Annotated in this window: 20 protein-coding genes; 3 read left to right on the plus strand and 17 right to left on the minus strand. The window is 28.2% G+C overall.

Annotated features, from left to right (window positions below):
- Window position 1: 1 nt before the first annotated feature.
- From K292_RS0104030 to uvrB, 4 genes are all read right to left on the minus strand, one after another.
- A complete protein-coding gene (locus K292_RS0104030) occupies window positions 2-1,432 on the minus strand; it encodes a nicotinate phosphoribosyltransferase (protein ID WP_156900461.1) in 1,431 nt (476 codons plus the stop codon).
- Window positions 1,429-2,382, minus strand: coding sequence for a DMT family transporter (locus tag K292_RS0104035; protein WP_027398751.1), 954 nt, complete (start codon window positions 2,380-2,382; stop codon window positions 1,429-1,431). The genes K292_RS0104030 and K292_RS0104035 overlap by 4 nt, the downstream gene beginning before the upstream one ends.
- A gap of 87 nt (window positions 2,383-2,469) precedes the next feature.
- Entirely contained in the window at window positions 2,470-5,304 is a 2,835-nt protein-coding gene (gene uvrA, locus K292_RS0104040) for an excinuclease ABC subunit UvrA (RefSeq protein WP_027398752.1), read from the minus strand.
- Between the two features lie 67 nt (window positions 5,305-5,371).
- Window positions 5,372-7,348 carry an excinuclease ABC subunit UvrB gene (gene uvrB, locus K292_RS0104045; protein WP_027398753.1) on the minus strand — a complete coding sequence of 659 codons (1,977 nt, stop codon included), beginning with the start codon at window positions 7,346-7,348 and terminating at the stop codon, window positions 5,372-5,374.
- Window positions 7,349-7,863: 515 nt separating this feature from the next.
- On the opposite strand from uvrB, the gene K292_RS0104050 reads away from it, so the two are divergent.
- Window positions 7,864-9,276, plus strand: a complete 1,413-nt coding sequence (locus K292_RS0104050) for a citrate/2-methylcitrate synthase (protein ID WP_330364914.1) — start codon at window positions 7,864-7,866, stop codon at window positions 9,274-9,276.
- A gap of 63 nt (window positions 9,277-9,339) precedes the next feature.
- On the opposite strand, the gene trxA is transcribed toward K292_RS0104050, so the two are convergent.
- The 8 genes from trxA to K292_RS0104095 form a co-directional block, all read right to left on the minus strand.
- The gene (gene trxA / locus K292_RS0104055; protein ID WP_281168529.1) at window positions 9,340-9,678 is read right to left on the minus strand and encodes a thioredoxin; all 339 of its coding nucleotides are present in this window, start codon (window positions 9,676-9,678) and stop codon (window positions 9,340-9,342) included.
- A gap of 488 nt (window positions 9,679-10,166) precedes the next feature.
- Window positions 10,167-10,814: an L-fuculose-phosphate aldolase gene (locus K292_RS0104065; protein ID WP_027398757.1), complete on the minus strand. Its 648-nt coding sequence runs from the start codon at window positions 10,812-10,814 to the stop codon at window positions 10,167-10,169.
- 248 nt (window positions 10,815-11,062) lie between these two features.
- Window positions 11,063-12,895, minus strand: a complete 1,833-nt coding sequence (locus K292_RS0104070) for an HD domain-containing phosphohydrolase (RefSeq protein ID WP_084145887.1) — start codon at window positions 12,893-12,895, stop codon at window positions 11,063-11,065.
- Entirely contained in the window at window positions 12,888-13,517 is a 630-nt protein-coding gene (locus K292_RS0104075; protein ID WP_027398759.1) for a chemotaxis protein CheC, read from the minus strand. The genes K292_RS0104070 and K292_RS0104075 overlap by 8 nt, the downstream gene beginning before the upstream one ends.
- Window position 13,518: 1 nt before the next feature.
- Entirely contained in the window at window positions 13,519-13,887 is a 369-nt protein-coding gene (locus K292_RS0104080) for a response regulator (protein WP_027398760.1), read from the minus strand.
- A gap of 204 nt (window positions 13,888-14,091) precedes the next feature.
- Window positions 14,092-15,228 (minus strand): GGDEF domain-containing protein, encoded by a 1,137-nt coding sequence (locus tag K292_RS17705; protein WP_051280292.1) that lies wholly within the window; start codon window positions 15,226-15,228, stop codon window positions 14,092-14,094.
- Window positions 15,229-15,437: 209 nt separating this feature from the next.
- On the minus strand, window positions 15,438-15,572 hold the full coding sequence (locus K292_RS19240; RefSeq protein WP_281168527.1) for a hypothetical protein: 135 nt from the start codon (window positions 15,570-15,572) through the stop codon (window positions 15,438-15,440).
- Window positions 15,573-16,044: 472 nt separating this feature from the next.
- Window positions 16,045-16,338, minus strand: a complete 294-nt coding sequence (locus K292_RS0104095) for a DUF3892 domain-containing protein (RefSeq protein ID WP_027398761.1) — start codon at window positions 16,336-16,338, stop codon at window positions 16,045-16,047.
- A 170-nt stretch (window positions 16,339-16,508) separates the two neighbouring features.
- Here K292_RS0104095 and K292_RS0104100 point away from each other — a divergent pair, with 170 nt between their 5' ends.
- Window positions 16,509-17,129 (plus strand): DUF4397 domain-containing protein, encoded by a 621-nt coding sequence (locus K292_RS0104100; protein ID WP_037372404.1) that lies wholly within the window; start codon window positions 16,509-16,511, stop codon window positions 17,127-17,129.
- 194 nt (window positions 17,130-17,323) lie between these two features.
- Here the strand turns inward: K292_RS0104100 and K292_RS0104105 are convergent, their stop codons facing one another.
- On the minus strand, window positions 17,324-18,901 hold the full coding sequence (locus K292_RS0104105) for a sensor domain-containing diguanylate cyclase (protein WP_027398763.1): 1,578 nt from the start codon (window positions 18,899-18,901) through the stop codon (window positions 17,324-17,326).
- Window positions 18,902-19,246: 345 nt separating this feature from the next.
- Window positions 19,247-21,352: a PocR ligand-binding domain-containing protein gene (locus K292_RS17710; protein WP_027398764.1), complete on the minus strand. Its 2,106-nt coding sequence runs from the start codon at window positions 21,350-21,352 to the stop codon at window positions 19,247-19,249.
- A 405-nt stretch (window positions 21,353-21,757) separates the two neighbouring features.
- On the opposite strand from K292_RS17710, the gene splB reads away from it, so the two are divergent.
- On the plus strand, window positions 21,758-22,780 hold the full coding sequence (gene splB, locus K292_RS0104115; RefSeq protein ID WP_027398765.1) for a spore photoproduct lyase: 1,023 nt from the start codon (window positions 21,758-21,760) through the stop codon (window positions 22,778-22,780).
- 13 nt (window positions 22,781-22,793) lie between these two features.
- On the opposite strand, the gene K292_RS0104120 is transcribed toward splB, so the two are convergent.
- The 3 genes from K292_RS0104120 to K292_RS15935 all read right to left on the minus strand — a co-directional run.
- Window positions 22,794-23,603: a response regulator gene (locus K292_RS0104120; protein ID WP_027398766.1), complete on the minus strand. Its 810-nt coding sequence runs from the start codon at window positions 23,601-23,603 to the stop codon at window positions 22,794-22,796.
- Window positions 23,604-23,697: 94 nt separating this feature from the next.
- Window positions 23,698-25,722, minus strand: a complete 2,025-nt coding sequence (locus K292_RS15930; protein ID WP_027398767.1) for an HD domain-containing phosphohydrolase — start codon at window positions 25,720-25,722, stop codon at window positions 23,698-23,700.
- A 324-nt stretch (window positions 25,723-26,046) separates the two neighbouring features.
- Window positions 26,047-26,301, minus strand: a 255-nt coding sequence (locus tag K292_RS15935; RefSeq protein ID WP_027398768.1) for an IS3 family transposase, incomplete at its 5' end; no start/stop codon positions are given.

Below are 26,301 nucleotides of genomic sequence, written 5' to 3' on the forward strand. Positions count from 1 at the left end.
TTTATCCTTGATATTCTTCAATAAGCTTGAGTCTCATCTCATATAGCTCTTTAGATAAATCTACATAATATTCATGAGGATTTTCAAATCTTAAAACTTCTTCCCAAAGAGTTTCAATCTGCTCTTTACAATAATTTTTTATTTCATTTATATTAGGATTTTTATATATACATACTCCTTTATCAAATATCTGTACCCTTAAATTCTTAGCATAAAAATTTGACATAGTCTTTCTTTTCCAAGGAGTATTTGGATTAAAAATTTCATAATCACTGCCTTGTGGGATTTCCTCATGATTTAAAGTTATTACATCCGCTTCTGCTTTATTCGTATTTTTATCATATAAACGATACACCGATTTAAAACCGGGATTTGTAATTTTCTCAACATTTTCACTTATTTTCATTTTAGGTATAATAACATTGTCTTTATCAATTCCTGCAAGCTTATATACTCCTCCAAATACAGGCTCCGACTTAGAAGTTATTAATCTTTCTCCAACACCAAAAGAATCGATGCATGCTCCTTGATTAATAACATCTCTAATTAAGTATTCATCCAAAGAATTTGAGACTACTATACTACATTCCGTAAGTCCTGCTTCGTCCAGCATTGCTCTTGCTCTTTTAGTCAGATAAGTAACATCTCCACTGTCAAGTCTTATCCCCATCTTTTTAGGTTTCATTTCCTTAAAAACCTTAATTGCAGCTGGAATTCCTAATTTAATAACATTATAAGTATCAACAAGTAATATACAATTATCAGGATAATACTTTGCAAAAGTTTTAAATGCTTCATATTCATTATCAAACATCTGAACCCAACTGTGAGCCATAGTCCCTAACGCCGGAACACCATAATCTCTTTCTGTAATAGTACATGCCGTACCAATACATCCACCAATATATGCAGCTCTTGCACCATCGATTGCCGCTGAAGCACCATGAGCTCTTCTTGTCCCGAACTCCATTACCGGTCTTCCTTTTGCAGCTCTGACTATTCTATTGGCCTTAGTTGCAATCAAACTTTGATGATTAATTACAAGTAGCATTATAGTTTCAATAAATTGTGCCTGAATTACAGGACCTCTTACAGAAATTATAGGTTCACCAGGAAAAACCGGAGTTCCTTCAGGTATAGCCCATACATCGCACTCAAATTTAAAATTCCTTAAATATTCTAAAAACGGTTCACTAAATCCACCTTTTTCCCTAAGAAATTCTATATCTTCATCTTGAAATTTCAAATTATCCAAAAAGTTAATTAACTGCTCCAAACCTGCAACAATAGCAAATCCTCCTCCATCAGGAATTTTTCTGAAAAACATATCAAAGTAAGCAATATTATTACCTATCCCTGTTTCAAAATAACCGTTAGCCATCGTTAGTTCATAAAAATCTGTAAGCATTGTCATATTAATTTTTTTAATCATTGGATTTGTTCCTCCGCTCGTCCTTCATCATTGGATTTTAATACTACTTTGTCTTGATTAGATATTTCTTCTATTTTCCCTTTTTCCTTTATTACAATATATCCTGCGGCAATTACAATTATCCCTCCTATAATCTGCAAATTTGAAATGGTTTCTTTTAAAATAATCCATCCGAAAAATGTTGCTGTTATAGGCAAGAAATTCGAAAATAATGCTGTCGTTGTAGGTCCCAACTCATGTAATGATTTTACTTGTATTGTACATCCAAGACCTGCACTAAATATTCCTAAATAAAATATTCCGCCAATGACTGCCGGATTGTATATACTTAAAGGCGGTAAATGCGTTAATGAATATGGCGCTAATATTAACAGCGTACACAATAACTGCATAAATGTCAGAGAAATACTTTCATATTCTTCATGCATTGAAGCTGTAATAAAATTATAGGCATTCCATGTAAAAACTGCCCCAAAAGCTAAAAGATATCCTATAATTCTGCCTTGGAATAAAACTTTGTAATCTACTCCGATAACCATCGCTACACCGAAAACACATAGAAGTATGGCAAATATCATAAGCTTTGAAGATTTTCTATTATAAACAATTTTCTCTATTATCATTGAAACAGCCGGTACAAATGCAAGTATAATTGTTATAAGTGATACAGGTAAATAATACAAAGAATAATATTCGAATCCAAAGTACCCTATTTCACCAAATACAGAACATGCAATGAGTATAGGTATATCTTTTTTCCTGATGAAAATTTTATCACCAGTTTTTAATTTCATAATAAAAACAACAATTATTCCTATAAAATATTTTATGAATAGTAATTCTATAGGTTTCATAATTGCCAATGCTTGTTTTGCAAAGATATATTCCAATCCCCAAGAGACAACAAGAAAGCACATTAAAGCATATGCTATTTTCTTTTGAATATCCAAAATTAATCACCAACTTTGTTATGAAACTATTAAATTTAAATATAATTATATTGTTTAAGTATATAATATGTCATTATATCAGACAATTTAGCTGTTTAAAACCTTTTTTAAAAATTCTCCAGTATAAGACTTCATATTTTTTGCAATTTCTTCAGGTGTACCTATTCCAACAATTTCACCGCCTCGATTTCCGCCATCCGGCCCCAAATCAATCAAGTAATCTGCTGTTTTAATTACATCTAAATTATGTTCAATTACTACTACAGTATTTCCTGCATCAACCAGTCTGTTTAATACTTGAATAAGTTTATCTACATCTGCAAAATGAAGTCCCGTTGTAGGCTCATCCAAAATGTACATAGTTTTACCTGTACTTCTCTTTGAAAGTTCTGAAGCAAGCTTAATTCTCTGCGCTTCTCCCCCTGACAACTGGGTAGATGGCTGTCCTAATTTTATATATCCAAGGCCTACCTCTTCCAAGGTTTCAAGCTGTCTTGAAATAGAAGGAATATTTTCAAAAAACGCTAAAGCTTCACTTACATTCATATCCAATACATCATAAATGCTTTTGTTTTTATATTTTACCTCAAGAGTTTCTCGATTATACCTTCTTCCTTTACACACTTCACAAGGTACATAAACGTCTGGAAGAAAGTGCATTTCTATTTTAAGAATACCATCTCCACTGCAGGCTTCACATCTTCCTCCCTTTACATTAAAACTAAATCTGCCTTTATTATATCCCCTCATCTTTGATTCAGGTAGTTGAGAAAATAAATCTCTGATAGGTGTAAAAACACCTGTATAAGTAGCCGGGTTTGACCTAGGTGTTCTTCCTATAGGAGATTGATCGATGTTAATAATCTTATCTATGTTTTCGATTCCTAAAATACTTTTATGTTTACCAGGTTTATTTTTTGATCTATTTATTTCTGAAGAAAGGCTCTTATATAATATCTCATTAACTAAACTGCTCTTTCCTGAACCGGACACACCTGTAACACAAATAAACTTCCCAAGTGGAAAAGTCACATCTATATTCTTTAAGTTATTTTCACTTGCACCAATTACTTTTACAGCCTTTCCGTTCCCTTCACGTCTTGCTTTGGGTACTTCTATCCTTTTTTCACCTGTTAAATATTGCCCTGTAATTGAGTTTTTACATGCCTTAATGGCCTCTACATCCCCTTCTGCTATAACTTCACCACCATGAACTCCTGCCCCTGGCCCAATATCAATAATATGATCTGCCGCGTACATAGTATCTTCATCATGTTCTACAACAATTAAAGTATTACCTATATCAGTTAAATTTCTTAATGTTTTTAAAAGTTTTTCATTATCCTTTTGATGAAGTCCTATACTGGGTTCATCTAATATATATAAAACTCCCACAAGACTTGATCCAATCTGTGTTGCCAGTCTAATACGCTGGGATTCACCTCCTGATAAAGTTCCTGCCGATCGTGACAAAGTTAAATAGTCTAATCCCACATCGATTAAAAAGGTTAATCTATCTTTAATTTCTTTCAAAATTTGATGTGCAATCTTACTGTCTTTACTACTCAGGGTCATATTTTCTATGAAATTTAGTGCATCACGGATAGGTAAATCAGATAATTCAGCTATATTTTTATCTGCTACAGTGACAGCTAAAACTTCGGGTTTTAACCTTTTCCCATGACATGCATCACAAGGAATCAAACTCATGTATTGCTGCATCTTTTCTTTAATATATTCAGAAGAAGTCTCCATATACCTTCTTTCCAAGTTATTTATAACTCCTTCAAAAGGATGGTCTCTATAAGATTTAGAACCATTATTTCTACTCTCATAATAATATTGAAGATGTCTTTTTCCTGTACCATATAAAAGTTCTTTTTTAAATTTTTCAGGAAGATCTTTATACGGGATATTCAAATCTACGTTATGGTCTTTTGCAAGGGCATCTATCATCTGACGATAAAATCCGCTGAATTCCATGGAAGCAAAAATATTCCCCAAGGCTCCATCAATTATACTCTTATTCTTATCCGTAATAATAAGATCAGGATCAATCTTTTGTATAAAACCTAATCCATTGCAGACAGGACAAGCACCAAATGGACTATTAAAAGAAAAAGTTCTCGGCTCTAATTCTTCAATACTTATTCCATGATCAGGACAGGCAAATTTTGTACTGAAAAGGATATCTCTATCTTCTCCTTGTAAATGTACAACAACCAATCCATCACCGTGGTTTAAAGCAAGTTCAACAGATTCTGTCAATCTACTTTGGCTGTCAGATTTTAAAACAATTCTGTCAACTACAATTTCGATTGTATGTTTGTGTGTTTTTTCTAAATTTATCTCTTCTTCTTCAATTTGAACAAGTTCACCATCAATTCTGGCTCTTGTAAAACCTTCCTTTTTAATTCTCTCTATAATCTTTTCATGCTGACCTTTACGCTCTCTTATTACCGGCGCTAAAATAATTAATTTTGAACCCTCTGGCAGTTCAAAGATTCTGTCTACTATTTGATCAATAGACTGACTATTTATTTCTTTACCACATATGGGACAATGTGGTTTTCCGATTCTTGCGTACATTAACCTTAGATAATCGTGAATTTCCGTTACAGTACCCACTGTGGAACGAGGATTCTTGCTTGTAGTTTTTTGATCTATGGAAATTGCAGGGGAAAGACCTTCAATATACTCAACCTCGGGTTTTTCCATCTGTCCTAAAAATTGTCTTGCATATGCAGATAAGCTTTCCACATACCGTCTCTGCCCTTCTGCATATATAGTATCAAAAGCAAGCGAAGATTTTCCTGATCCGCTAAGACCTGTAATAACCACCATTTTATCTCTTGGAATGTTTATATCGATATTTTTTAAATTATGTTCGTTTGCACCTTTTACATAAATATTTTTTGCCATATTATTTTCACCTTAATTAATCAATTATTTTTTTAACATTTTTATTTATAAATGCTTAATAATCATCCTATAGCTTAAGTTTAAATTCAAAGATTCTGTCTCTTAGTTCAGAAGCTCTCTCAAATTGTAAATTACTTGCTGCATCCTTCATCTCAGCTTCCAATCTTTTAATATAATCTGCCAATTCTTTTTTAGTAAGCTCAAGAGGACTTTTACCTTCATAATATTCATCACTCTCTTCTGCTACCTTTGTAGCTTCTATAATTGATCTCACAGCCTTTTTTACACTCGTTGGCGTAATTCCGTTTATTTCATTATACTCTTTTTGTATTTCTCTTCTTCTGTTCGTTTCAGATATAGCTTTATCCATAGCTTCACTTATTTTATCTGCATACATTATAACTCTGCCATTAACATTTCTTGCCGCACGACCTATTGTTTGAATTAAAGATGTTTCAGTTCTGAGAAAACCTTGTTTATCTGCATCTAAAATAACAACCAAAGATACTTCCGGAATATCCAAGCCTTCTCTTAAAAGATTAATACCTACAAGCACATCAAAGGCTCCGATTCTTAAATCCCTTATAATTTCCATCCTCTCCAGTGTGTCTATTTCTGAATGAAGGTACCTTACCTTTATACCCACATTTTTAAGATAATCCGTCAAACTTTCAGACATTTTTTTAGTAAGTGTGGTAATAAGAACTTTTTCACCATCTGCTGTAACTTTGTTAATTTCTGCAATTAAATTATCAATTTGTCCTTCTGTTTTTCTTACATTAATTTTAGGATCCAAAAGCCCTGTTGGTCTTATTACTTGTTCAGCAATAATTCCTTTGCTGTGTTCTTTTTCATAATCAGATGGCGTAGCACTGACGTATACAATCTGATTTACCATTGATTCAAATTCTGAAAATTCAAGGGGTCTGTTATCCAAAGCTGAAGGTAGTCTAAAACCATAATCCACCAAAGAAGCTTTTCTGGATCTGTCACCCGCATACATGGCTCGTAACTGAGGCAGCATAACATGAGATTCATCTATAATAATTAAAAAATCATCAGGGAAATAATCAATAAGAGTATACGGTCTGTTCCCTGACGGTAATCCATTTATATGCCTTGAATAATTTTCAATGCCTTTACAGCTTCCGATTTCACGAAGCATTTCAACATCGTACCTGGTTCTTTGCTCTATTCTTTGTGCTTCAATAAGTTTTCCTCTATCTTTAAACCAATCAATTCTTTCTTCTAATTCTTTTTGTATATCAACTACTGCTCTTTCCATATTTTCTTTAGAAGTGACATAATGTGATGCAGGAAAAATAGATACATGATTTCTGATTCCATTTATTTCTCCGGTAATAGGGTTAATCTCTTTTATAACTTCTATTTCATCACCGAATAATTCTATTCTCACTGCATAATCACTACCTGCAGGGAAAATATCTATAATATCACCGCGAACTCGAAAAGAACCACGAACAAAACTCATATCATTTCTCGTATACTGAATATCAACCAATTTTCTCAATATGTCATGTCTGCTCTTTTCCATACCTGGTCTTAAAGAAAGAACTTGCTTTTCATAATCAATAGGACTTCCAAGTCCATATATACATGATACGCTGGCTACAATTACAACATCTCTGCGCTCTGAAAGCGCCGCAGTGGCTGAATGACGAAGTTTTTCAATTTCATCATTTATATCCGAATCCTTCTCGATATATGTATCTGTAGATGGAACATATGCTTCTGGTTGATAGTAATCATAATAACTAACAAAAAACTCAACAGCATTATCAGGAAAAAATTCCTTAAATTCTCCGCATAATTGCGCCGCCAAGGTTTTATTATGAGATATGATAAGGGTGGGTTTTTGTACTCGTTCTATTAAATTGGCCATGGTAAAGGTTTTACCTGATCCTGTTACCCCAAGTAGAGTCTGATGTTTTTCACCTTTTTGTATTCCATTTACAAGCTTTTCCACTGCTTGAGGCTGATCTCCCATCATTTTATATTCTGAAACTAGTTTAAATTTATCCATATAGTTCTCCAATTTTTAATGAAGTATACTTATTTATTTTTTTAACTATCTAATTTAAAAAATATCTATCATTTTATATTACAAAAAATTACAAATCATTAAAATATAATTTATAATAAATTCAAAATATACAAATAATATTCTGTCTATAATTAAAATTTTTACATGCAATCCCATGTAAAATTGTTTACTTATTTATATAGATTATACCTTAGCCTTGTTTTTTTTGCAAAATATTTTATCCATAGGTTGTTTTTTTTGTCGTTTTATAATATAATTTCTTATTAATTCAACGAATAGCTAACCGAAGAAATTCAACTAATTCAACCAATTCTGATAATTTAAAATTGCTAATTATCCATAACTCAAACTATATTAAAGCAAAATAAAAAGATTATTGGATGTAGTCAAGAAATTTTTATAACACATTGGCTTAACTATGTTGTTTTCCATTACGTCTAAATATATGTTTAAAATTTAAGCATTTAATTTAGATGCTTATAGGAGGGTGTATCTTGAAAGACAATAAAGCAAAAAAATCAAAATCCATTATTAAACCTACCACTCCTTTTAGTAAGGAGCGTGAGCGTTATTTCTATACTAGTATGTCGAAAATGCTTGCAGAAAATAATGTTATTGAGAATTCTCTTTACGGTAAATTTAATGTTAAACGTGGTCTTCGTGATCCCAATGGCGCTGGGGTATTAGTAGGACTTACGCATATTAGCGATGTTCAAGGTTATGAAGTGGATTCAGATGGAAAAAAAGTAGCAATACCGGGAAAACTTTACTACAGAGGTATTGATATTGAAGATATTGTTACAAATTGTTTAAAAGAAGATAGATTTGGATACGAGGAAACAAGTTATCTGCTTTTATTCGGTCAACTACCCAATAAAAAGCAACTGGAAACATATACTGCTCTTTTAGGTTCTAAAAGAGATTTGCCTTTAGGCTTTTCCAGGGACATGATATTAACTGCTCCGAGTAAAAGCGTTATGAATAAACTGGCAAGAAGCGTCTTAGCTTTATATTCATATGACAATAATCCCGATGATATTTCTATACGTAATGTATTACGTCAATCAATAAGCTTAATAGGACATTTTCCTTCTTTAATTGCCTATGGATATCAGGCTAAACAATCTTATTTTAATAATCAAAGCTTGCATCTTCATTATTCTGACCCAAGTAAAAGTACCGCCGAAAATATTTTAAGACTTATTCGGCCAACTGGTGAGTATACCGATCTTGAAGCTAAGCTCCTTGATATTTGTTTAATTCTGCATGCTGAACATGGTGGCGGTAATAATTCTTCCTTCACCACTCATCTTGTATCTTCTTCGGGTACAGATACTTATTCTGCCATAGCAGCTGCCGTAGGTTCTTTAAAAGGTCCAAAACACGGTGGAGCAAATATTGAAGTCATTGAAATGATTAATAATATTAAAGCAAATGTAAAAGATATTACAAACTTTAATGAAGTGGAAAAGTATTTAATTAAAATATTAAATGGTGAGGCCAATGATAAGTCAGGTTTAATCTATGGTCTTGGACATGCTGTATATACAATATCTGATCCTAGGGCAGGTCTTTTAAAAAGCATGGCAAAAAAATTAGCCAAAGATAAAGGATTAATGGAAGATTTCATACTTTATGATTTTATTGAAAAACGAGCTCCTGAATTATTCCAGGAAGTTAAGGGAGTAGAAAATAAAATGCCTGCTAATGTAGATTTATATTCAGGTTTCGTGTACAGCGCTCTTAATATACCTATCGATATAGCAACTCCAATATTTGCAACTTCAAGAATTTCTGGTTGGTGTGCACATAGAATTGAGGAACTTGTTGCAGGAGGCAGAATTATGAGACCTGCTTATAAATGTGTACAGTCTACCCTACCTTATGTAAAATTAGATCAACGTTAAAAATACTTTTTTTAAATTAAAAACGGCTATCCATATCGGAATAGCCGTTTTATTTTTTCATTTTTATGCTTCTAACATTTTTAAAATTTCTTCTTTTGATCTCACTCCAACTCCGCTTGCCACAACTTTACCATCTTTTATTACAGCTAATGTAGGTATGCTCATAACTTTAAATGCCGATGCAAGTTCAGGCTGTTCATCAACATTAACTTTTCCAATTTTTGCATTAGTAACTTCCTCTGCAATTTGGTCAATTACAGGTGATACCATTTTACATGGACCGCACCATGCTGCCCAAAAATCAATTAACACAGGTTTATCTGAATTCATTACCTCTGAGTCAAAATTATTTTTTGTTATTGTAAGTGTTTTCATAACATTATCTCCTTTACTTTTTCTTATCTTAACCTTAGTATACTCATTTTTTTAATATTATCTGTGATTTAATCACAAAAAAATGAACTGATTTAAATCAGTTCCAAATAATTCTCAAAATTTTAATATTAGTTTCATCAGGGCTTAACTCAAAACATTTTTAAAGTGGCCTTTAAAAGAACTTCATTAGAATTTATTAAAATTGGTTGAAAAATTAAATTGGACAGGAAGTAAAGATTATCATGGCACTTACCTATTAAAATGCTATCTTTATTTATATGATTACAATTCCTTACAAAGCTATAAGCTTTAATAGGATTCACCTTTAAAACATGCATATTTTCACTCCCTTAAAATTGTCCTTTATTATAATAATATTTTAAATTATAAATGTTACAAAAATAAGAAAATGTGCCATGCCAATAATCTTTTATATTCAGTAATAATTTTTAGATATAGATATAAAAAAAAGCACTTTATAATTTAACTGAATTCAAATTATAAAGTATTATATTTTATTTATTTTGCCCGTAAGATTTAAAAAGAATATTCATTTTTACCATCTCTTCATCTGATATTATCACCGGATTGCCAACAGCTTTTGCTCTAAGAAATATTTCGGCACAATGTTCTATTTCTTCTGCAATGTAAAAAGCCTTATGTATATCAGTAGAAGTAGTTAAAAGACCATGATTAGCTAAAAATACTGCATAGCCATTTCCCATACCTTTAAGTGCATTTTCTGCTAATTCCTTTGAACCGAATGATGCATAATCTGCACAAGGTACAAGATTTTCACCGCTTAGCCCAACCAAATAATTTACAGCAGGCAAACTCCAACGTAATGCCGCTATTGTTGAAGATGCAATTGAATGAGTATGTACTACAGAAAATACATTTTTGCGATTTTTATAAAAAATTAAATGCATTTCATATTCAACAGAAGGCTTTCTTTCCCCTTCCACAAGATTACCCTTTAAATCCATAATAGTTATATCTAAAGGAGTTGTTTCAAAATAATCCATACCACTAGGACTTATGGCAATCAATCCTTCTTTTTTATTATAAATGCTAAGATTTCCACCGGTACCTTTTGTAAGTCCGCTACTAATTAATTTTTTGCCGTATTTTACAATTAATTCTCTTTCTTGTTCCATTAACATATTTATATCTCCCTAGTTCTTATAATTAGTTAAATCACAAATTGTTTAATTGCAATGTTTACTAATTTTAAGCTCTTAACTTTCCAAAATTTATTTTAGCCTATATTTTTTATTTCATATAATTAAAATTTGATCTAATAACCAAGATAATTTTTATATATTCCTCAATAAGCTTTTGCATAAACAATATTGTCGTCCATATTAAATTTTATATCTTATTATAATGATGTTTTAATGTTTATTACAAATTACATTTCTTTGCCTAAAACCTTAACAATAAAAACATTTACTAATTTAGGATCAAATTGAAGACCTGCGTTCTTTTTTAATTCTTCAATTGCAAATTCTTCATCCATTGCTTTACGATAGCTTCTTTCACTTGTCATAGCATCATAAGTGTCAACTATGGAAATAATTCTTGATTCAAAAGGTATTTCTTCTTTTTTTAAACCCTTTGGATAGCCTTTTCCATCCCACCTTTCATGATGAGATAATACATATTCTGCCATTTCTGACAAATCATTCACTGTGCTTAGTATTCTGTATCCGATTTCAGAGTGACGCATAATTTCTTTTCTTTCATCCACCGAAAGCTTATCTGGTTTATTAAGTATGTATTCTTCTATTGCAATCTTACCTATATCATGTAATAAACCTACTGTTTTAAGTTCTTCAATCTTATGTTCATTCAGTTCAAGCATTATGCCCATATTTTTACATAATTCAGAGACCCTTAGAGAATGTTGTTCTTCCCTTTTATTTTTTTCATGTAGGGTACTAATAATCGCACTTATAGTTTTGCCCCTCATGCTTGGGCTTTCAAACAGTTTCTTTTTATACATACGATCTTCTGCTTTTTTAAAAATTCCTTGAATATTATCATCTTTATTTCTCTTTGTTTCATATCCAAATGATATAGAAATATTTATTGACCCAACTTTTTCTCTTAATGCTAAGTCTTTCATATTTTTAACTATTTTTTCTGCTTCATCTTCATCTGTATTTGGCAGCAGTATAACAAACTCATCTCCTCCAAGTCTTGCCACAACATCTTTTGGTCTACAACCTTTTTTTATTACTTCTGCAACTTTTTTAATAAGCTCATCACCCATTATATGACCAAATGAATCATTAATAAGCTTTAATCCATTCACGTCAGCCATGACTATAGTTAATGGAATGTTCTCTTCAAGGTCAATTCTTTCCAGTTCTTCTTCATAAAATCTACGATTATAGACACCCGTTAATTGATCATGATAACTTAAATGTAAAATTTGTTTTTCAGCAATTTTGCGAAGTGTAATATCTGAGATTATAACCGCAAACTGCTTGTACCTTGGCGAATATACTACAAATTCAAAGTATTTATTTAATTTTTCATCATAGGTTTCGTATTTTATGGGAACTCCTGTTAATGCTACATTTCCAAATTTTTCTATCTGCAATTTATCTATATTAGGTACTATTTCTAATATAGTTTTTCCTATAATATCTTTATATTTAAATCCCGTCAAACGTTCAAAACTAGCATTAACATCAATAAATCGATAATCTACAGCCTCATTTTTTTCATTTAAAATAAGTTCATGTACAGCTACTCCTTGTTTCATCTGCGTAATCAATAATCTGTATTTTTCTTCACTTTCTTTTAATGCCTTTTCTGCCTTTTTATTATAAATAATTTGATTCTTCAGCATATTTACTCTTTTAAATTGATTACTTATATCAATGATTTGTAATGATATGTATTTTTTATCCTCATAAAAAATAGGCTCTACTTGTAAATTTTGCTTTATAAGCATATCTTCAGAATAATTACACGGATATAAGAAGATTGGATGAAAGGCTGCAGAATAAAACATATTTTGTCCTGTTTTCATGGCATTTCTTAAAATTTCAATATAATAATTCTTTTTAAATTCAGGTATAATATCTAAAATATTTTTTCCTATTACTTCACAAGCTTTTGTTCCTGTATATTGCTCAAGCCAGCTGTTCCAAAATTCAATATTGAGCTGTTCATTTAACAATATTATACCTGAATTAATTTTACCTAATATAAGTTCAAATAATTTATCCATATACATCCACCAAAACTTCATCTATTTTCTTTATAAGCTCTAAAATAGACTCCATGTTTAAAACTATAAGTATTACTCCATCAACTTTAACCTCATCTACAGTAAAAGAATTTGAAATAATTAATACATAAGTTTCCTTGCTTTTATATACATCCTTTTCTTTGTCAGGAAAAAAGAAGGTATGTACTTCAGGAAGAGTATATTCCAATTTCACATTTAACAAATTTCCCAATGCTCCAAGAACAGCATTTAGGAGAACATTCCCTATTTCTCTAATCACATCAAAATCGGTATCCGTAAGATTTCCATCTTCTTCAATTTCTTCATTTTCTCCCAAACATAGTCTTACCAATGTTTGAGAACTATATTTAGGGAATATTAATTGTGCATTTCCCGAAAACGTTTTTCCGAAATTAATGGATGATGAGACAACATAACTATTAAAAAAAGAAGGTTTCAAGCTATCATATTCTTGCTTATCTTTATTAGGAGATAAAAATAATATATTTGGTGTAGTTAACTTTATTTTTTTATTAACCATTTCAGAAAGCAAGCTTGCTGCTTGACCAATAAAAATATTCATATATTCCCTTAATGCATCTTCCTGTATTGAAGTTAACAAATTACTCCCCCCTTATGATTGTCGCTATTTCTTCTGCCTTTTCAACAGAAAAAGGTTTGTTTATAAACTTTAATACGCCTAAGCTCAAAATTTCATCTTTTACTATTTTTTGAACATCAGCAGAAATAACAAATATCTTTGTTTTAGTGTCGGGATGATTTTCCTTTAACTTATGCAAAAATTCAACTCCATTCATAACAGGCATTAACAAATCTAATATAATATAATCCGGATTTTCTTTCAAATAGGTTTCATATCCTTCTAATCCATTTGCACTGACGCAATACTCAGCATCAGGGAAATACTCTTTCAAATATGTAACATTTAATCTTTGATATAGCATAGAATCATCAATAACTAATATTTTCATTTTAAAACTTCCTCTATTTTTACAATAAATAAATCTATAACTTGTCCAACTCGAATAATAATATCTATAAAATATTATAACTTATAATATTAATTTTAAGATAAAATATCTTTTTACATTATAAGCTTTTTATATTATAAATTCTATGTTTTTTTACATTCTCATACTCTGCCTTTCTTTTCTTTAATTATTTATAAGGTTTAACTAGAATTTTTCAACTCTGTTTCTCCCATTATTTTTTGCTTTATATAATCCTTTGTCAACTTTATTAATTAAATTTAAAACCGTATCTGTTTTTTCAAAAGATGCTACTCCAAAGCTTCCTGTTATAACAATATCTAAATTATAATTTGCATTTTCAATTTTTCGCCTTACTATTTCTGCTGTATACATGGCTTTATCTTTATCTGTTTCAGGACAAATAATTAAAAACTCATCGCCGCCCCATCTGCCTACTTTATAATTTCTTGGAATATTGTTTTTAAGGACTTTTCCTGTTTCACTTAAAACTTTATCACCAATATTATGACCATATGTATCATTAATAGTTTTAAACATATCTATATCTAATAGAATTAAAGAATATACTAGATTTGATTCTATACTTCTTATGTGTTCAAATTCCAATAACTCATCCAGTTTTCTTCTGTTATAGATATTAGTTAAAGAATCCATTATAGCATTATAATGTAGTTTTTTATTTATTTTATTAATCGCTGAAGTTTTTTCTTTAAGTAATTGATTCTTCTTAAATATAATACTCTGGCTTATATATTCTTTTACATATCTCTCATAGCTCACAAAAGAAACAATCCAGGCAAGAATATTGTTAGATAGAATATCTGCTATATATGTATATTCTATAACATCAGGATGAAATATTGGCAAAAGAATAATTACAATAATACTAGTTATAGAATAAATACAAAAACTTTTCAAAGGATGAAAATAAAAAATAACAGCAAATGCATATAATACAGCAATATAAAAAGTAGGCAATAAAAAAGCATTATTATTAACATAAAGAGCCCTAACTATAGCAATTATAAATCCACAAAATCCAAAACTTATTTCATAAAATTTTAAAAGATAAGAAATCTTCTTAACTTTTTTTATTTGTATATAACAAGCTACAATTCCATATATTATAGATAATAATGCCGAAATAATATGCATTAACTGAATTAAACTTCCAGGTTCTCTTAAAAAGATTCCATAATATAGTTGTTCAAATGCTAAATATATAGACAAAATAAGAATACTTAAATTATTATGCATAAATTTCTTATTATAAAATTCTATTTTACTTTTTTTAGGAATTTTATTATAAAACAAAAACATACTTATCCTCAGATTATTTCATATTATTTTCCATCTCTTACTTCAAAGATCAAATGAATAGTGTATTATATATTATAACATTATTTAATTCAATATGTAGATTAAAAAAATAAAAAAAAATTTTATATCGTCAAATTGCAATTTAATAAGTATGCTTAGTTTTAAATATTTTATATTTTATTTTAGCCTAAATGAAAAAATTATATATTCTATCTTTGTGAAATCCATAAAGGTGCTAATTTATCAAAGTTATCTATTTCATCATCATTCTCTTTTTCATCTCTATAGTTTTCAAAAAATTCCTCACTCTCTTCAAAATAGTATTTTTCATTATTGATCTTCATAATTTCATTTTCCTTTCTAAAATTTTTTCTCACCCTACAATTCTATGTTTAAAATAAAAAAATTATAATAAATATTATTATTTAGCTAAATTCTATTTCGTCTATTTAAAAGAATATATGCTTTTATCATATGAATTTAAATAATATTTGTATTATTAAAATTTATATGGCTTTGTCCTTCTATAATTTATTATAAAGATATAAAAATTATAATATATAAATATTTTTTGTTAGGTAGTCAAACAAACTTAATATGATGCTATTTGTAATTATGCTGGCAGTGGATCTAATATGTTATACCACAAGGACTGTGAATAGAATTATAATTATGAACGTTCTATGCAAAATAAGACCAATAAATAATAAAATCTAAAATAAAATATCGTCAAATTTAAAATGCGTTGGTTTAATCAACGCATTTTCCAAAATAATTTTAAGTTTTAAAAAACTTAAGAAAAATATTCTGCATTTCTTATATTGAAGATAAGTTACTTAAATTATTCTCTTCTGAAGCATCAGGTAATGTTCGTAAATATTCATTACCTTTATTTTCTGCAACAGCAACTCCCTTTATTTTTCCTTCTTTTGCCATTTGGATACCCTTTTCCTTAGATACCTTTTCTCCACTTGAAAGCTGATATCCAATAACTCTCCCTTTTTCTTTTATAAGTTTAACTATATTTTCGGCATTACCATCGGGATTTGGAATTTCTTTATTTATTTGAGCCGGAAGATTACCTATCATGCCATTTTCGAAATTATTCATATATACCTCCTACAAATTAATATCATTAAACGTTATGCAATGTTTTATCCAAAATTAATTTTCCCAATTTATTTTTATTTATTAACCATTTATTTAAATTTATATAATTTAACAAAACATTATATATTAACATATATTAATACAAAAATAATTTAATAAGAGGTGAAACTATGTATAATGAAAATCAAGAAATGTCTCCTATAGGTCATTTTCGCATCTTTCATACTGTTCCTAATGCTCCTAATGTAGATGTTTATGCTGATGATAAATTAATTATTAAAAATCTTCCATACAGCAAATATACAACATACGCGCCTATATATGAAGGTATCTATAATATATCTCTCTATGAAACAGGAACTAAAGACTCTCCACTAATATCTAACATGCTTACAATTAATAAAGATGACATAATAACAATTGCTGCCATAGGTACACCAGAAACAATCGGGTTTCTAGCAATTTCCGATAATAATATGCCTATGAATTCTAACATGTCAATGGTTCGTTTTGCACATTTGTCTCCTAATGCACCAGCTGTAGATATAACTCTCCCTGATGGAACAATATTGTTCGACAATATCTCTTTTAAAGAATTAACACAATATATTGAAGTACCTGGGTCAAATTATACATTACAGGTAAGATTAGCAGGAACACCTACAGTTGCCCTTACTGTACCTAATGTTAATTTAAATCCAAATAAACGTTACACAGTATATGCAATAGGACTTGCAGGTGAAATGCCAGAACTAGAAGCAATACTTACATTAGACGGAAGTATGAATTAAGATTTTTAGTTACTATAAATTTTATAAAATATGATTTAATGACTAAGAGTAATAAATAAACCCTGTATAATAAACATGTAAAAAGTATTTATTATGCAAGGTTATTTTATATATTTATTTTATTGATGTATTTTTATAAGTAAGATACTATCTCCAAAATACTATTTATTAATACTTCTCTAATATAAAAAATATTAGAAATTTTTTATAACTTTTAAATCTTTTTTTATAATTCTTTTTTCATTATACATTTTTTCATCCGCTATATTAATGATATTTTCAATAGATTTATCCGAATCATAATCTATCTCAGCAATTCCGTGACTGGCACTAATAATATATTTTCTATTTTCATTATTATTAATTCTATTATACTCATTGTTTATTTTTCCCCATATTCCTTCAGCTTGCTCTTCACTTTTATTTATAAAAACAATTAAAAATTCGTCACCTCCAAATCTAATAACAAAATCTGTTTGATTTATAAATTCCCTTATTCCGTTGACTATGCTTAAAATTAATTCATCTCCTGCTTCATGTCCTATATTATCATTTACTTCTTTAAGACCATTTATATCAATAAAACAAATACTTATAATCCCCTCATTTTTAATGAAATCTTTATAATATTTCCCCAATAAATCGTATCCTGCCCGTCTATTATAGACTCCTGTCATGGTATCATACTCAGAAAAATATTTTATCTTATTTTTGGCTATTTTATTTATTGTCATTAAAATAGAAAAAATAGCAGCTAAAAGAAAAATAACTAAAAATACTATAAATTCGCTTTTTATTTTTTTAATAATAATATTATTTAAAGTTGGAACATAAACAAATTTATTGTCATTTGAAAGAAAAGAAACTGCCCTCCAATTTCCTTCTTCCAATATTATTGAACTATCCTTTTGTAAGATTTCTTTATTAATAGGCATTATACCTGTATAAATAAAGATACCATTTTTTGAATTAATTATACCACTTTGATTTTCGTTTATTGTTTTCCATTCACTTGAATATTCTTTTTTGAAGCTTATATCTTTTTTATCATCATACATAAAAGACCATTCTTTGTTTTTATCTATGTCATTAACAATCCAATATCCATTTGAATCCAATAAAAACATATCTCCAATGGATGTAGATCCAATATTTTTAAAATTATTTAATAAATATTTAGCATAATAGTTTAAGATTATAATTCCTGTTAATTCATCTTTATCATTATAAACAGGGGTTGAAATTCGAATCATGGGTTTAATAGGCTGTTCAATTTCTTCATTTTCGACATTTAAATCTAATTTAGAAATATAAATCTGACCTTTTTTCAGAGATAAGGTTTCCTTAAAATAATATCTGTCTTTCTTATTTTGAAGATTACTAATTGATTTAGATCCTTTTTCGTCATAATTGATCCTAATTTTTTCATCTCCATTTATATCTATAAATCTTATTTGATCATATATTTTTTTCCTATCTGCAAAAGAAATCCATTGAGTTTCTAATATTTTTAAAAATCCAGCATTGTTTTCATACAGATTAAAGTTATCTACTATATATAAAAGATCAGCATTTAAATTATTGATTTTATTTGAGAGTACATAACTTTCAACTCCCACAAGTCTTTCTTCATTTTTTAACAATTCTGTTCTCTTAACAGCATCCGTCTTAATTTCTAAAAAAACTGCTGCTATCAAGTATATAATACTTAAAATAATAAAAAATATAAAAAAGTAAATTATAAAATTTTTCTTTTCATTAATTAATTTCATTATTATCTCGCTTTCTAATTAATTTTTTTATTCTGATATTAACTTTACCAGTATACTTTATATTACTAATTTTTACAACAAAAGATAAAATAACATATTACAATAAAAAAAGAAGCACTTATCATGCTCCTATATAATTAACAGTCTAAGACTGGTTATATCTATTTTTTGGAGGCAATTTGCCTACCTTTGTGAAATCCAAGTATCATCATTTTCACTGTATTCAATTTCTAATTCTTCAAAATAATACATCTTTTTCACTCCTTTCCTATTATTATAATATTATAATACCCTCATATTGTTAAAATTAAATTAATAAATTGTTAAAAAATTTAAAATTACCATTTAATATATATCAGACAACTCTATATTTATTTTTTCAATCTTATTACTAAATTTGGAGTTTAATAATTCATCATCATTTTTATCGCATTGACAACAAGACATATTATTTATCGGCAGTTTAATGATAAATTCACTGCCTTCTCCATAATCACTTTTTAATTTAATTGAACCATTATGCATTTCAACCAAGCTTTTTACTAGTGATAACCCGATCCCACTCCCCTCTTGCTCTCTGACAAATGATTTATTCACTTGTGTAAAACGTTTAAAAATAATATCCTGTTTATCTTTTTCTATTCCTATACCTGTATCTTTTATAGATATTATTATATGTTCAGTATTGTCTTTTAAATTAACAAATATAGTTCCCCCTGGTTTAGTAAACTTAATTGAGTTGGATATTAAATTTAAAATTATTCTTTCTATTTTATCAGGATCACAATATATAATCTTTTCTTTTATGTCAATATTCAATTTTATATCTAAATTTTTTCTATGTATATATTCAGTAATTGACTCTACAATTTCATTTACTAATAAAACTATATCAACCTTTTGTAAATCAAGCATCAAATATCCTGAGTTAATCTTTGTAACAGCAATAATATTGTTTACTAACCTTAGTAATCTATAGCAATTTTGTTTCATAGATTTTTCAAAACCTTTGAGTTTGTTTACATTTTCCAAAACATTTTTGTTACTAAAATAAAATTCCATCAATTGTAATGAGCTGAAAATAATATTTAAGGGAGTTCTTAATTCATGTGATATATTACCAAAGAATTCCATTAGTTCTTTTTCTGCATCTGCTTTATATGTAATATCCACACCAATACCGACAATATTTCTAGCTATATCTTCTTCATTTCTTATAATTTGTATATTCCAAAGAATTGTTACAGTTTTGCCATCTTTACATTTAATGTCTATTTCTCTTTGAGGAATGTTGTTATTCGTAAAGTTTGCATCTAAACATTTCAACAAAAGATTTACTATTTCTTTTGTTGTTATATTCATCCAATTAAAATCCAATAGCTCTTCTTCATCATATCCTAATATACTCTGTGCATATTCATTTACATATAGTAATTTTCCATCTGGGTTCCACATACAAACAAACATATTTGAATAATCCATTAAAATTTTTGAAAAATATTTTTCATCCTCTAATAACACCTCTAATTCTTTTTTATTAGATAAATCTGTAACAGATCCTGCCATTCTAATATTCTTTCTGTCTTTATTCCATATTGAAGATCCTCTTATTAATATCCACTTATAATTTTCTGATTTTGTTTTAATTCTAACCTCTGATGCAAAGTGTTCAGTTTTTTTATTTATATGATTGAAATATTTTTTTAAAAAATTGTTTTTGTCCTTAGGATGAATTAGACTATTAAGCTTTATAGAATTATTTAAAACTATGTCGTTTATTTCTTCTAAATTGTATCCCAACATTTCTATAAATCTATTTGATGCATAAAATTCATTATTTATTAAATCATAATCCCAAAGAGCATCATTAGAACCATGTAATGCAATTTCATAACGATTATTTGATATTTCTAATTCTTTTTTGGCTTCTATGAGTTTAAGTTCTCTTAATCCTATCTCACTTATAATCTGAGCTAAACTTTTTAAAAACTGTAAAACTTTTGTATAATGTTCTTTATCTACAATGGGCACTTCTTTTAATGCTTTTAAATATTCTTCTTCATCAAAGCCAAAATATTTTGCTTGCTTTTTAAAGTAGTTAGTATCAGGCTCTTCAAATAGAATTTGTCCAATATACAGCGTGGCAAGAAATTTTCCCTCAACTACTATTGGAGTCCCAACATCAATTAACCCATTTTTGCATTTATAGTCAATCATATCGCATTTATTTTCAAATTGCTCCAGCAGATGCCTATCACTTTCAATACAACTTAACCTGCTTTCCTTGTTCACTCTATGAAATTTAGTGCATATGTTACTCCATTTAGTTGAAGTTAAAATAGTTCCATCTCTAGCAATAATACCTGAGCCAACACCAGTTGCAACATAAAAATCGTCTAAAAGTTTTTGAAGCTGCGAAATTTCAACAAGATCATTTAATTCATATTCCATATTAACCCTCCATAATTTGTACTATTCTTCAAAAGCGATCAAATATTAAACTTAAAAAGTACATAAATAATTAGTAAAGTGATAAATTAATAAGCCGCCAATATATATAAAATTTTTTATAATTTAAATAGTAAGCATTATATTATATTGATTATATTTTTCATAAAAAGTTACATCTCAAATACCCTCTAAAGTGGGATAAAATAAACTATCAGGGGATTTATCATACTTTGAATTTAATATCAATATTTTTAATTATATCATTTAATTTAATAATAACAAATTTGCAAAAAACGACATATTTCATCAAATTATTCATAAATATTCTAATATTAAATAATACATATATAAATTAATATTAGAAATAATATCAAAATAAGAAAAAGTAATAAAGTGGAGAAAAATATGTTTATACCAAAAAGAATATTATTTCAAAAAAATACATTAGACTATAAGATAGGCAGGAATATATACGATTTTTTTAAAACGAATAATAATATAGAAATGATTCAATTATCTAATAATAGAATTAAGGATAATATACCAGGAGAATATCTTTATGATTTTTATAGAGAAGGGAAGAAAACTCTAGTAGTAGGAATAAAAAAAGGAATAAAATTTCAAACTTGTAAGCCCTCCGCTCACTATCAGCTCCCCTTAATATCAGGCTGCACAGGTCAATGTGAATATTGTTATTTAAATACCAATTTAGGAGATAAACCATATATAAAAATAAATGTAAACATAGAAGATATTCTAAGCCAAGCCCAAAATTATATAGATAGCAGGTTTCCAGAGAAAACTATATTTGAAGGTTCTGCCACATCTGATCCAATACCTATAGAACCTTACACCAATTCATTAAAACAAACTATTGAATTTTTCAGTAATAGTGAAAATGGACATTTTAGATTTGTAACAAAATATACAGATATAGATTCTCTGCTTCATATAAACCATAGAAATAAGACAGAAATCAGATTTACTCTAAATACTGAAAAAGTAATTAAAAATTACGAAAATAAAACTCCTTCATTAGAAAAAAGAATAGATGCTTCTATAAGATTAATTAATTCTGCATACCCTACAGGCTTCATTATTGCTCCTATATTCATTTATGATAATTGGAAAGAGGATTACTTTAACTTATTATTAAAGTTAAAAAAAAGTCTTCCTAAACATATATCTCATCCAATAACATTTGAAATAATTTCTCATAGATACACTCAAAGAGCTAAGAATATAATAAAAGAAATATTCCCTGAAACAAAATTACCTATGGAGGAAAAAGAAAGGATATTTAAATATGGTCAATTCGGATATGGAAAATTTCTATATCCGAAAAATGAAATTATAGAAATACAAAATTTTTTTGAAACACAAATTAAGGCTATATTTAATAATTATATAATAAAATATATAATTTAATGTTGTATATCTACTAAACAACTTTCGGAAATAATTTATTCAATAAAATCTCCACTTCACTTCCATCTTCAGGAAAAGTAATAAATATATTATTAATATCATAGTTTTTTAAAGTCTCATTATTAGTTTTTATTTCCTCAAATTTCTTTTTTACTTTATCATCTATTATCACAGTATTGTCTGTTGGACAAAAAGGAAAATACCCTAAAAAATTTTCTTCATCATATTCAATAAATATATCCGTCTCCCAAAATAAAGATTTTAGACTTTTAAAAATATACCTTTTATTTAAATCTTTGGTATTTTCATTTTCAGGAAATATTAAAGTAGTTTTTAAAATTGAAAAAGCATATCTACCTTTTTTTGCCTTTAAAATTTCACTGTTCATATATTCATTAAAATTAAAAGTAATATTATTCTTAAACTTACTTTCCTTACTTTCAGTATTATTATTATCCTTTAGTAATCTTAGAACCCTTTCTTTTAAATAATAATCTTCAAAAGGTTTTAATATGTAATCAGATGCTCCTTGTGAAATACATTCTAAAAAAAACTTTCTTTTAGCAATTGATGTTAAAAGTACTATAGGAATATCCAAATATTTTTCTCTGAAATTTCTTATTAAATTATCCTCTATTGATTCACTTTCAATATTAATAATAAGAATATGAGAAAATTCTTTATATTTTACGATTGAACTAAAAATTTGATTTAAACTGGAAGCCTCACTTACTTGAAACCCTTGAACTCTAAAAATATTTCTAATTCTTATTTTTGTTGTAGTCATTTTATCAAAAATAATGACATTTATATTTTTATCCATAATTTCCCTTTCATTTTATAAACTATTGCTACTTAAATTTTGAAAAATACTAGTAATTACTACAACTTTTTTCATTATTAACTTTTTAATAAAATTAATTCATTTCTTTAACTATCACTTTTTCAATAAATACTTTAACTAAATTGGGATCAAATTGACTTCCTGAATTTTTCTTTAACTCATCTAATACAGCTTCTTGTGATAAAGCACATCTGTAACTTCTGTCACTAGTCATTGCATCATAAGAATCAACAATAGATATTATTCTTGATTCTAAAGGGATTTCTTTTCCCTTTAAACCTCTTGGATAACCACTTCCATCCCACCTTTCATGATGATATAAAACGTAATTGGCCATTTCAGACATGTCATTTACTGTACTTAAAATTCTATATCCTATTTCTGAATGTCTCTGAATTTCCTTCCACTCTTCTTCATTTAATTTATCGGGTTTATTAAGGATACTCTCTTCTATGCCTATTTTGCCTATATCATGAAGTAATCCAACAGATTTTATTTCTTCAATTTTATCTGAATTTAAATGAAGTGCTATGCCCATCGCTTTACACAAATCTGAAACTCTGAGAGAATGTTCTTCTTCTCTTTTATTCTTCTCATGAAGTGTACTTATTATAGTTTCTATTGTTTTTCCTCGCATACTTGGGCTTTCAAATAATTTCTTTCTGTACATGTAATCTTCTGTTTTTTTTATGATTTCATTAATATTCTGCCTAACATCATTTTTAGTTTCATAACCAAACGAAATAGAAATGTTAATATTACCTACTTTCTCTGAATTTGAAAGCTTTTTAATATTACTAATGATCTTTTCTGTCTCACTATAATCCGTTTTATATAACAATATAATAAATTCATCTCCCCCGATCCTTGCAATAATATCATTATCCCTGCAGCCTTTTTGCATAACTTCAGCTACCTTAATTAAAAGTTTATCACCTACAGCATGTCCAAAAGAATCATTAATTAATTTTAATCCATTAACATCTCCCATAACAATTGTTAAAGGAAGATTTTCTTTTTGGTCCATTCTTTTTAATTCTTCTTCATAAAACCTTCTATTATATAATCCTGTAAGTTGATCATGATAACTTAAATATTTAATTTTTTCTTGCTTTTGCTTTTTATCCGAATAGTCTCTAAAGACTAACACCACACCTGAAATTTCTCCGTTCTCTTGAATAATAGGAGCAGCACGATCCTCAATATATCTTTCCGTTCCATCTTTTGATATTAACACAGTATGATTCTCTTGCTCAAAAATAGTTCCACTTTCAAATACTTTTTTTACTATATTTTCTTTTTTTTCTCGTGTTAACTCGTTCACAACATTAAACACTTTATCAAATGGCTTTTCCTTTGCTTCATTCTGTGTCCATCCTGTTAAATATTCTGCCATTTTATTTAAAAATATTACATTGCATTTATCATCTGTAGAAATCACACCATCTCCTACTGATAAGAGGGTTGTTTCTAATAATTTTTTTTCCATAGAAAGAGCTGTTTGACTTACTTTTAAAGCTTCTTTTTCTTTTCTTCGTTCATTTAATTCTATAATAATTCTGCCAATTAATATTGTAGCTAATGGGAAAGTTATTATAACCGGTAAACCCATTAATTCTATTGTACTGAATATCTTATCATTTGGAAGTGTAAACATACATAATATCATAAAAATATGAACAATAACTCCCATATAAAATAATAATTTTATCGTTATTTCTTTATTTTTTTTGTCATTATAAATTTTAATCGTAGAACCTATACTAGCAGATATAATAATTACAAGTATACCCATTATTGTCCCTGCACCTCCTTGATTAATGCGAAATATTAATGCAATTAAGGCTGCTATAGCAGAAGCAAGGGGACCAAAAAAAAGACCTGATAAACTAAGCATTACAGAACGACCATCAAATATCAACCCGGGTAAAATTACTAGTGGATGAATCATTCCTATAATACATGCGCTTCCAAAAATCAACCCTTGATATATTGAACTATGCCAATCTTTATCACCTCTATGTCCAATAAATCCTGAAATTATGCTTATGGATACTAAAATGCCAAGGTTATATACAAGCTCAAATAATATGACCATAAATTATCTCCTATATGTCTATTTTCATTTTACGTCTATATGTTTTAAATATTTTAATTATTATATCGCATATTATTTAAATTTTCTACATTTTGCTAACTTACTTATAACCAAATTCTTACTCTTACTATTCGAAAATTTTAACTAATTAAAAAGAAATCAAGCTTTTTATTGGAATATATTTATATCTATTGATATTATTTAATATCACCAAACGGTATATTTATTGCAATAAAAAAAGCGTTCAATAAAGAATTTATTTTGATGTGACCCCAATAAGTTAGACTCTATAGCGAAGTAGTATTTTTTACTGCTTCGCCATTTTTATGCTACTTGGCTGAGTCGATATTCAACAGGACTCATCCAAGATAGTTTTTGCTTGATTCTTTGATTATTATAATAATATATGTATTTCTCTATTACATCCTTCAATTCTTCATAACTATAGTAAACGCAGCCATAATACATTTCTTGTTTCATCACTCCAAAAAAATTCTCCATTATTGAATTATCGTAGCAATTTCCTTTTCGTGACATACTTTGATATATACGGTTTGATTTAAGATTACTACTGTATGC

The organism is Anaerovorax odorimutans DSM 5092, assembly GCF_000426305.1.
In the GTDB taxonomy this organism is placed as follows: domain Bacteria; phylum Bacillota; class Clostridia; order Peptostreptococcales; family Anaerovoracaceae; genus Anaerovorax; species Anaerovorax odorimutans.

What these genes read in the sequence shown, in the direction of transcription:
- K292_RS0104030 (WP_156900461.1), bottom strand. Translation starts at nt 1,432, where the DNA reads ATGATTAAAAAAATTAATATGACAATGCTTACAGATTTTTATGAACTA.
- uvrA (WP_027398752.1), bottom strand. Translation starts at nt 5,304, where the DNA reads ATGGCAAAAAATATTTATGTAAAAGGTGCAAACGAACATAATTTAAAA.
- uvrB (WP_027398753.1), bottom strand. Translation starts at nt 7,348, where the DNA reads ATGGATAAATTTAAACTAGTTTCAGAATATAAAATGATGGGAGATCAG.
- K292_RS0104065 (WP_027398757.1), bottom strand. Translation starts at nt 10,814, where the DNA reads ATGTTAATGGAACAAGAAAGAGAATTAATTGTAAAATACGGCAAAAAA.
- K292_RS0104070 (WP_084145887.1), bottom strand. Translation starts at nt 12,895, where the DNA reads ATGGATAAATTATTTGAACTTATATTAGGTAAAATTAATTCAGGTATA.
- K292_RS0104080 (WP_027398760.1), bottom strand. Translation starts at nt 13,887, where the DNA reads ATGAAAATATTAGTTATTGATGATTCTATGCTATATCAAAGATTAAAT.
- K292_RS17705 (WP_051280292.1), bottom strand. Translation starts at nt 15,228, where the DNA reads ATGTTTTTGTTTTATAATAAAATTCCTAAAAAAAGTAAAATAGAATTT.
- K292_RS19240 (WP_281168527.1), bottom strand. Translation starts at nt 15,572, where the DNA reads ATGAAGATCAATAATGAAAAATACTATTTTGAAGAGAGTGAGGAATTT.
- K292_RS0104095 (WP_027398761.1), bottom strand. Translation starts at nt 16,338, where the DNA reads ATGAATAATTTCGAAAATGGCATGATAGGTAATCTTCCGGCTCAAATA.
- K292_RS0104100 (WP_037372404.1), top strand. Translation starts at nt 16,509, where the DNA reads ATGTATAATGAAAATCAAGAAATGTCTCCTATAGGTCATTTTCGCATC.
- K292_RS0104105 (WP_027398763.1), bottom strand. Translation starts at nt 18,901, where the DNA reads ATGAAATTAATTAATGAAAAGAAAAATTTTATAATTTACTTTTTTATA.
- K292_RS17710 (WP_027398764.1), bottom strand. Translation starts at nt 21,352, where the DNA reads ATGGAATATGAATTAAATGATCTTGTTGAAATTTCGCAGCTTCAAAAA.
- splB (WP_027398765.1), top strand. Translation starts at nt 21,758, where the DNA reads ATGTTTATACCAAAAAGAATATTATTTCAAAAAAATACATTAGACTAT.
- K292_RS0104120 (WP_027398766.1), bottom strand. Translation starts at nt 23,603, where the DNA reads ATGGATAAAAATATAAATGTCATTATTTTTGATAAAATGACTACAACA.
- K292_RS15930 (WP_027398767.1), bottom strand. Translation starts at nt 25,722, where the DNA reads ATGGTCATATTATTTGAGCTTGTATATAACCTTGGCATTTTAGTATCC.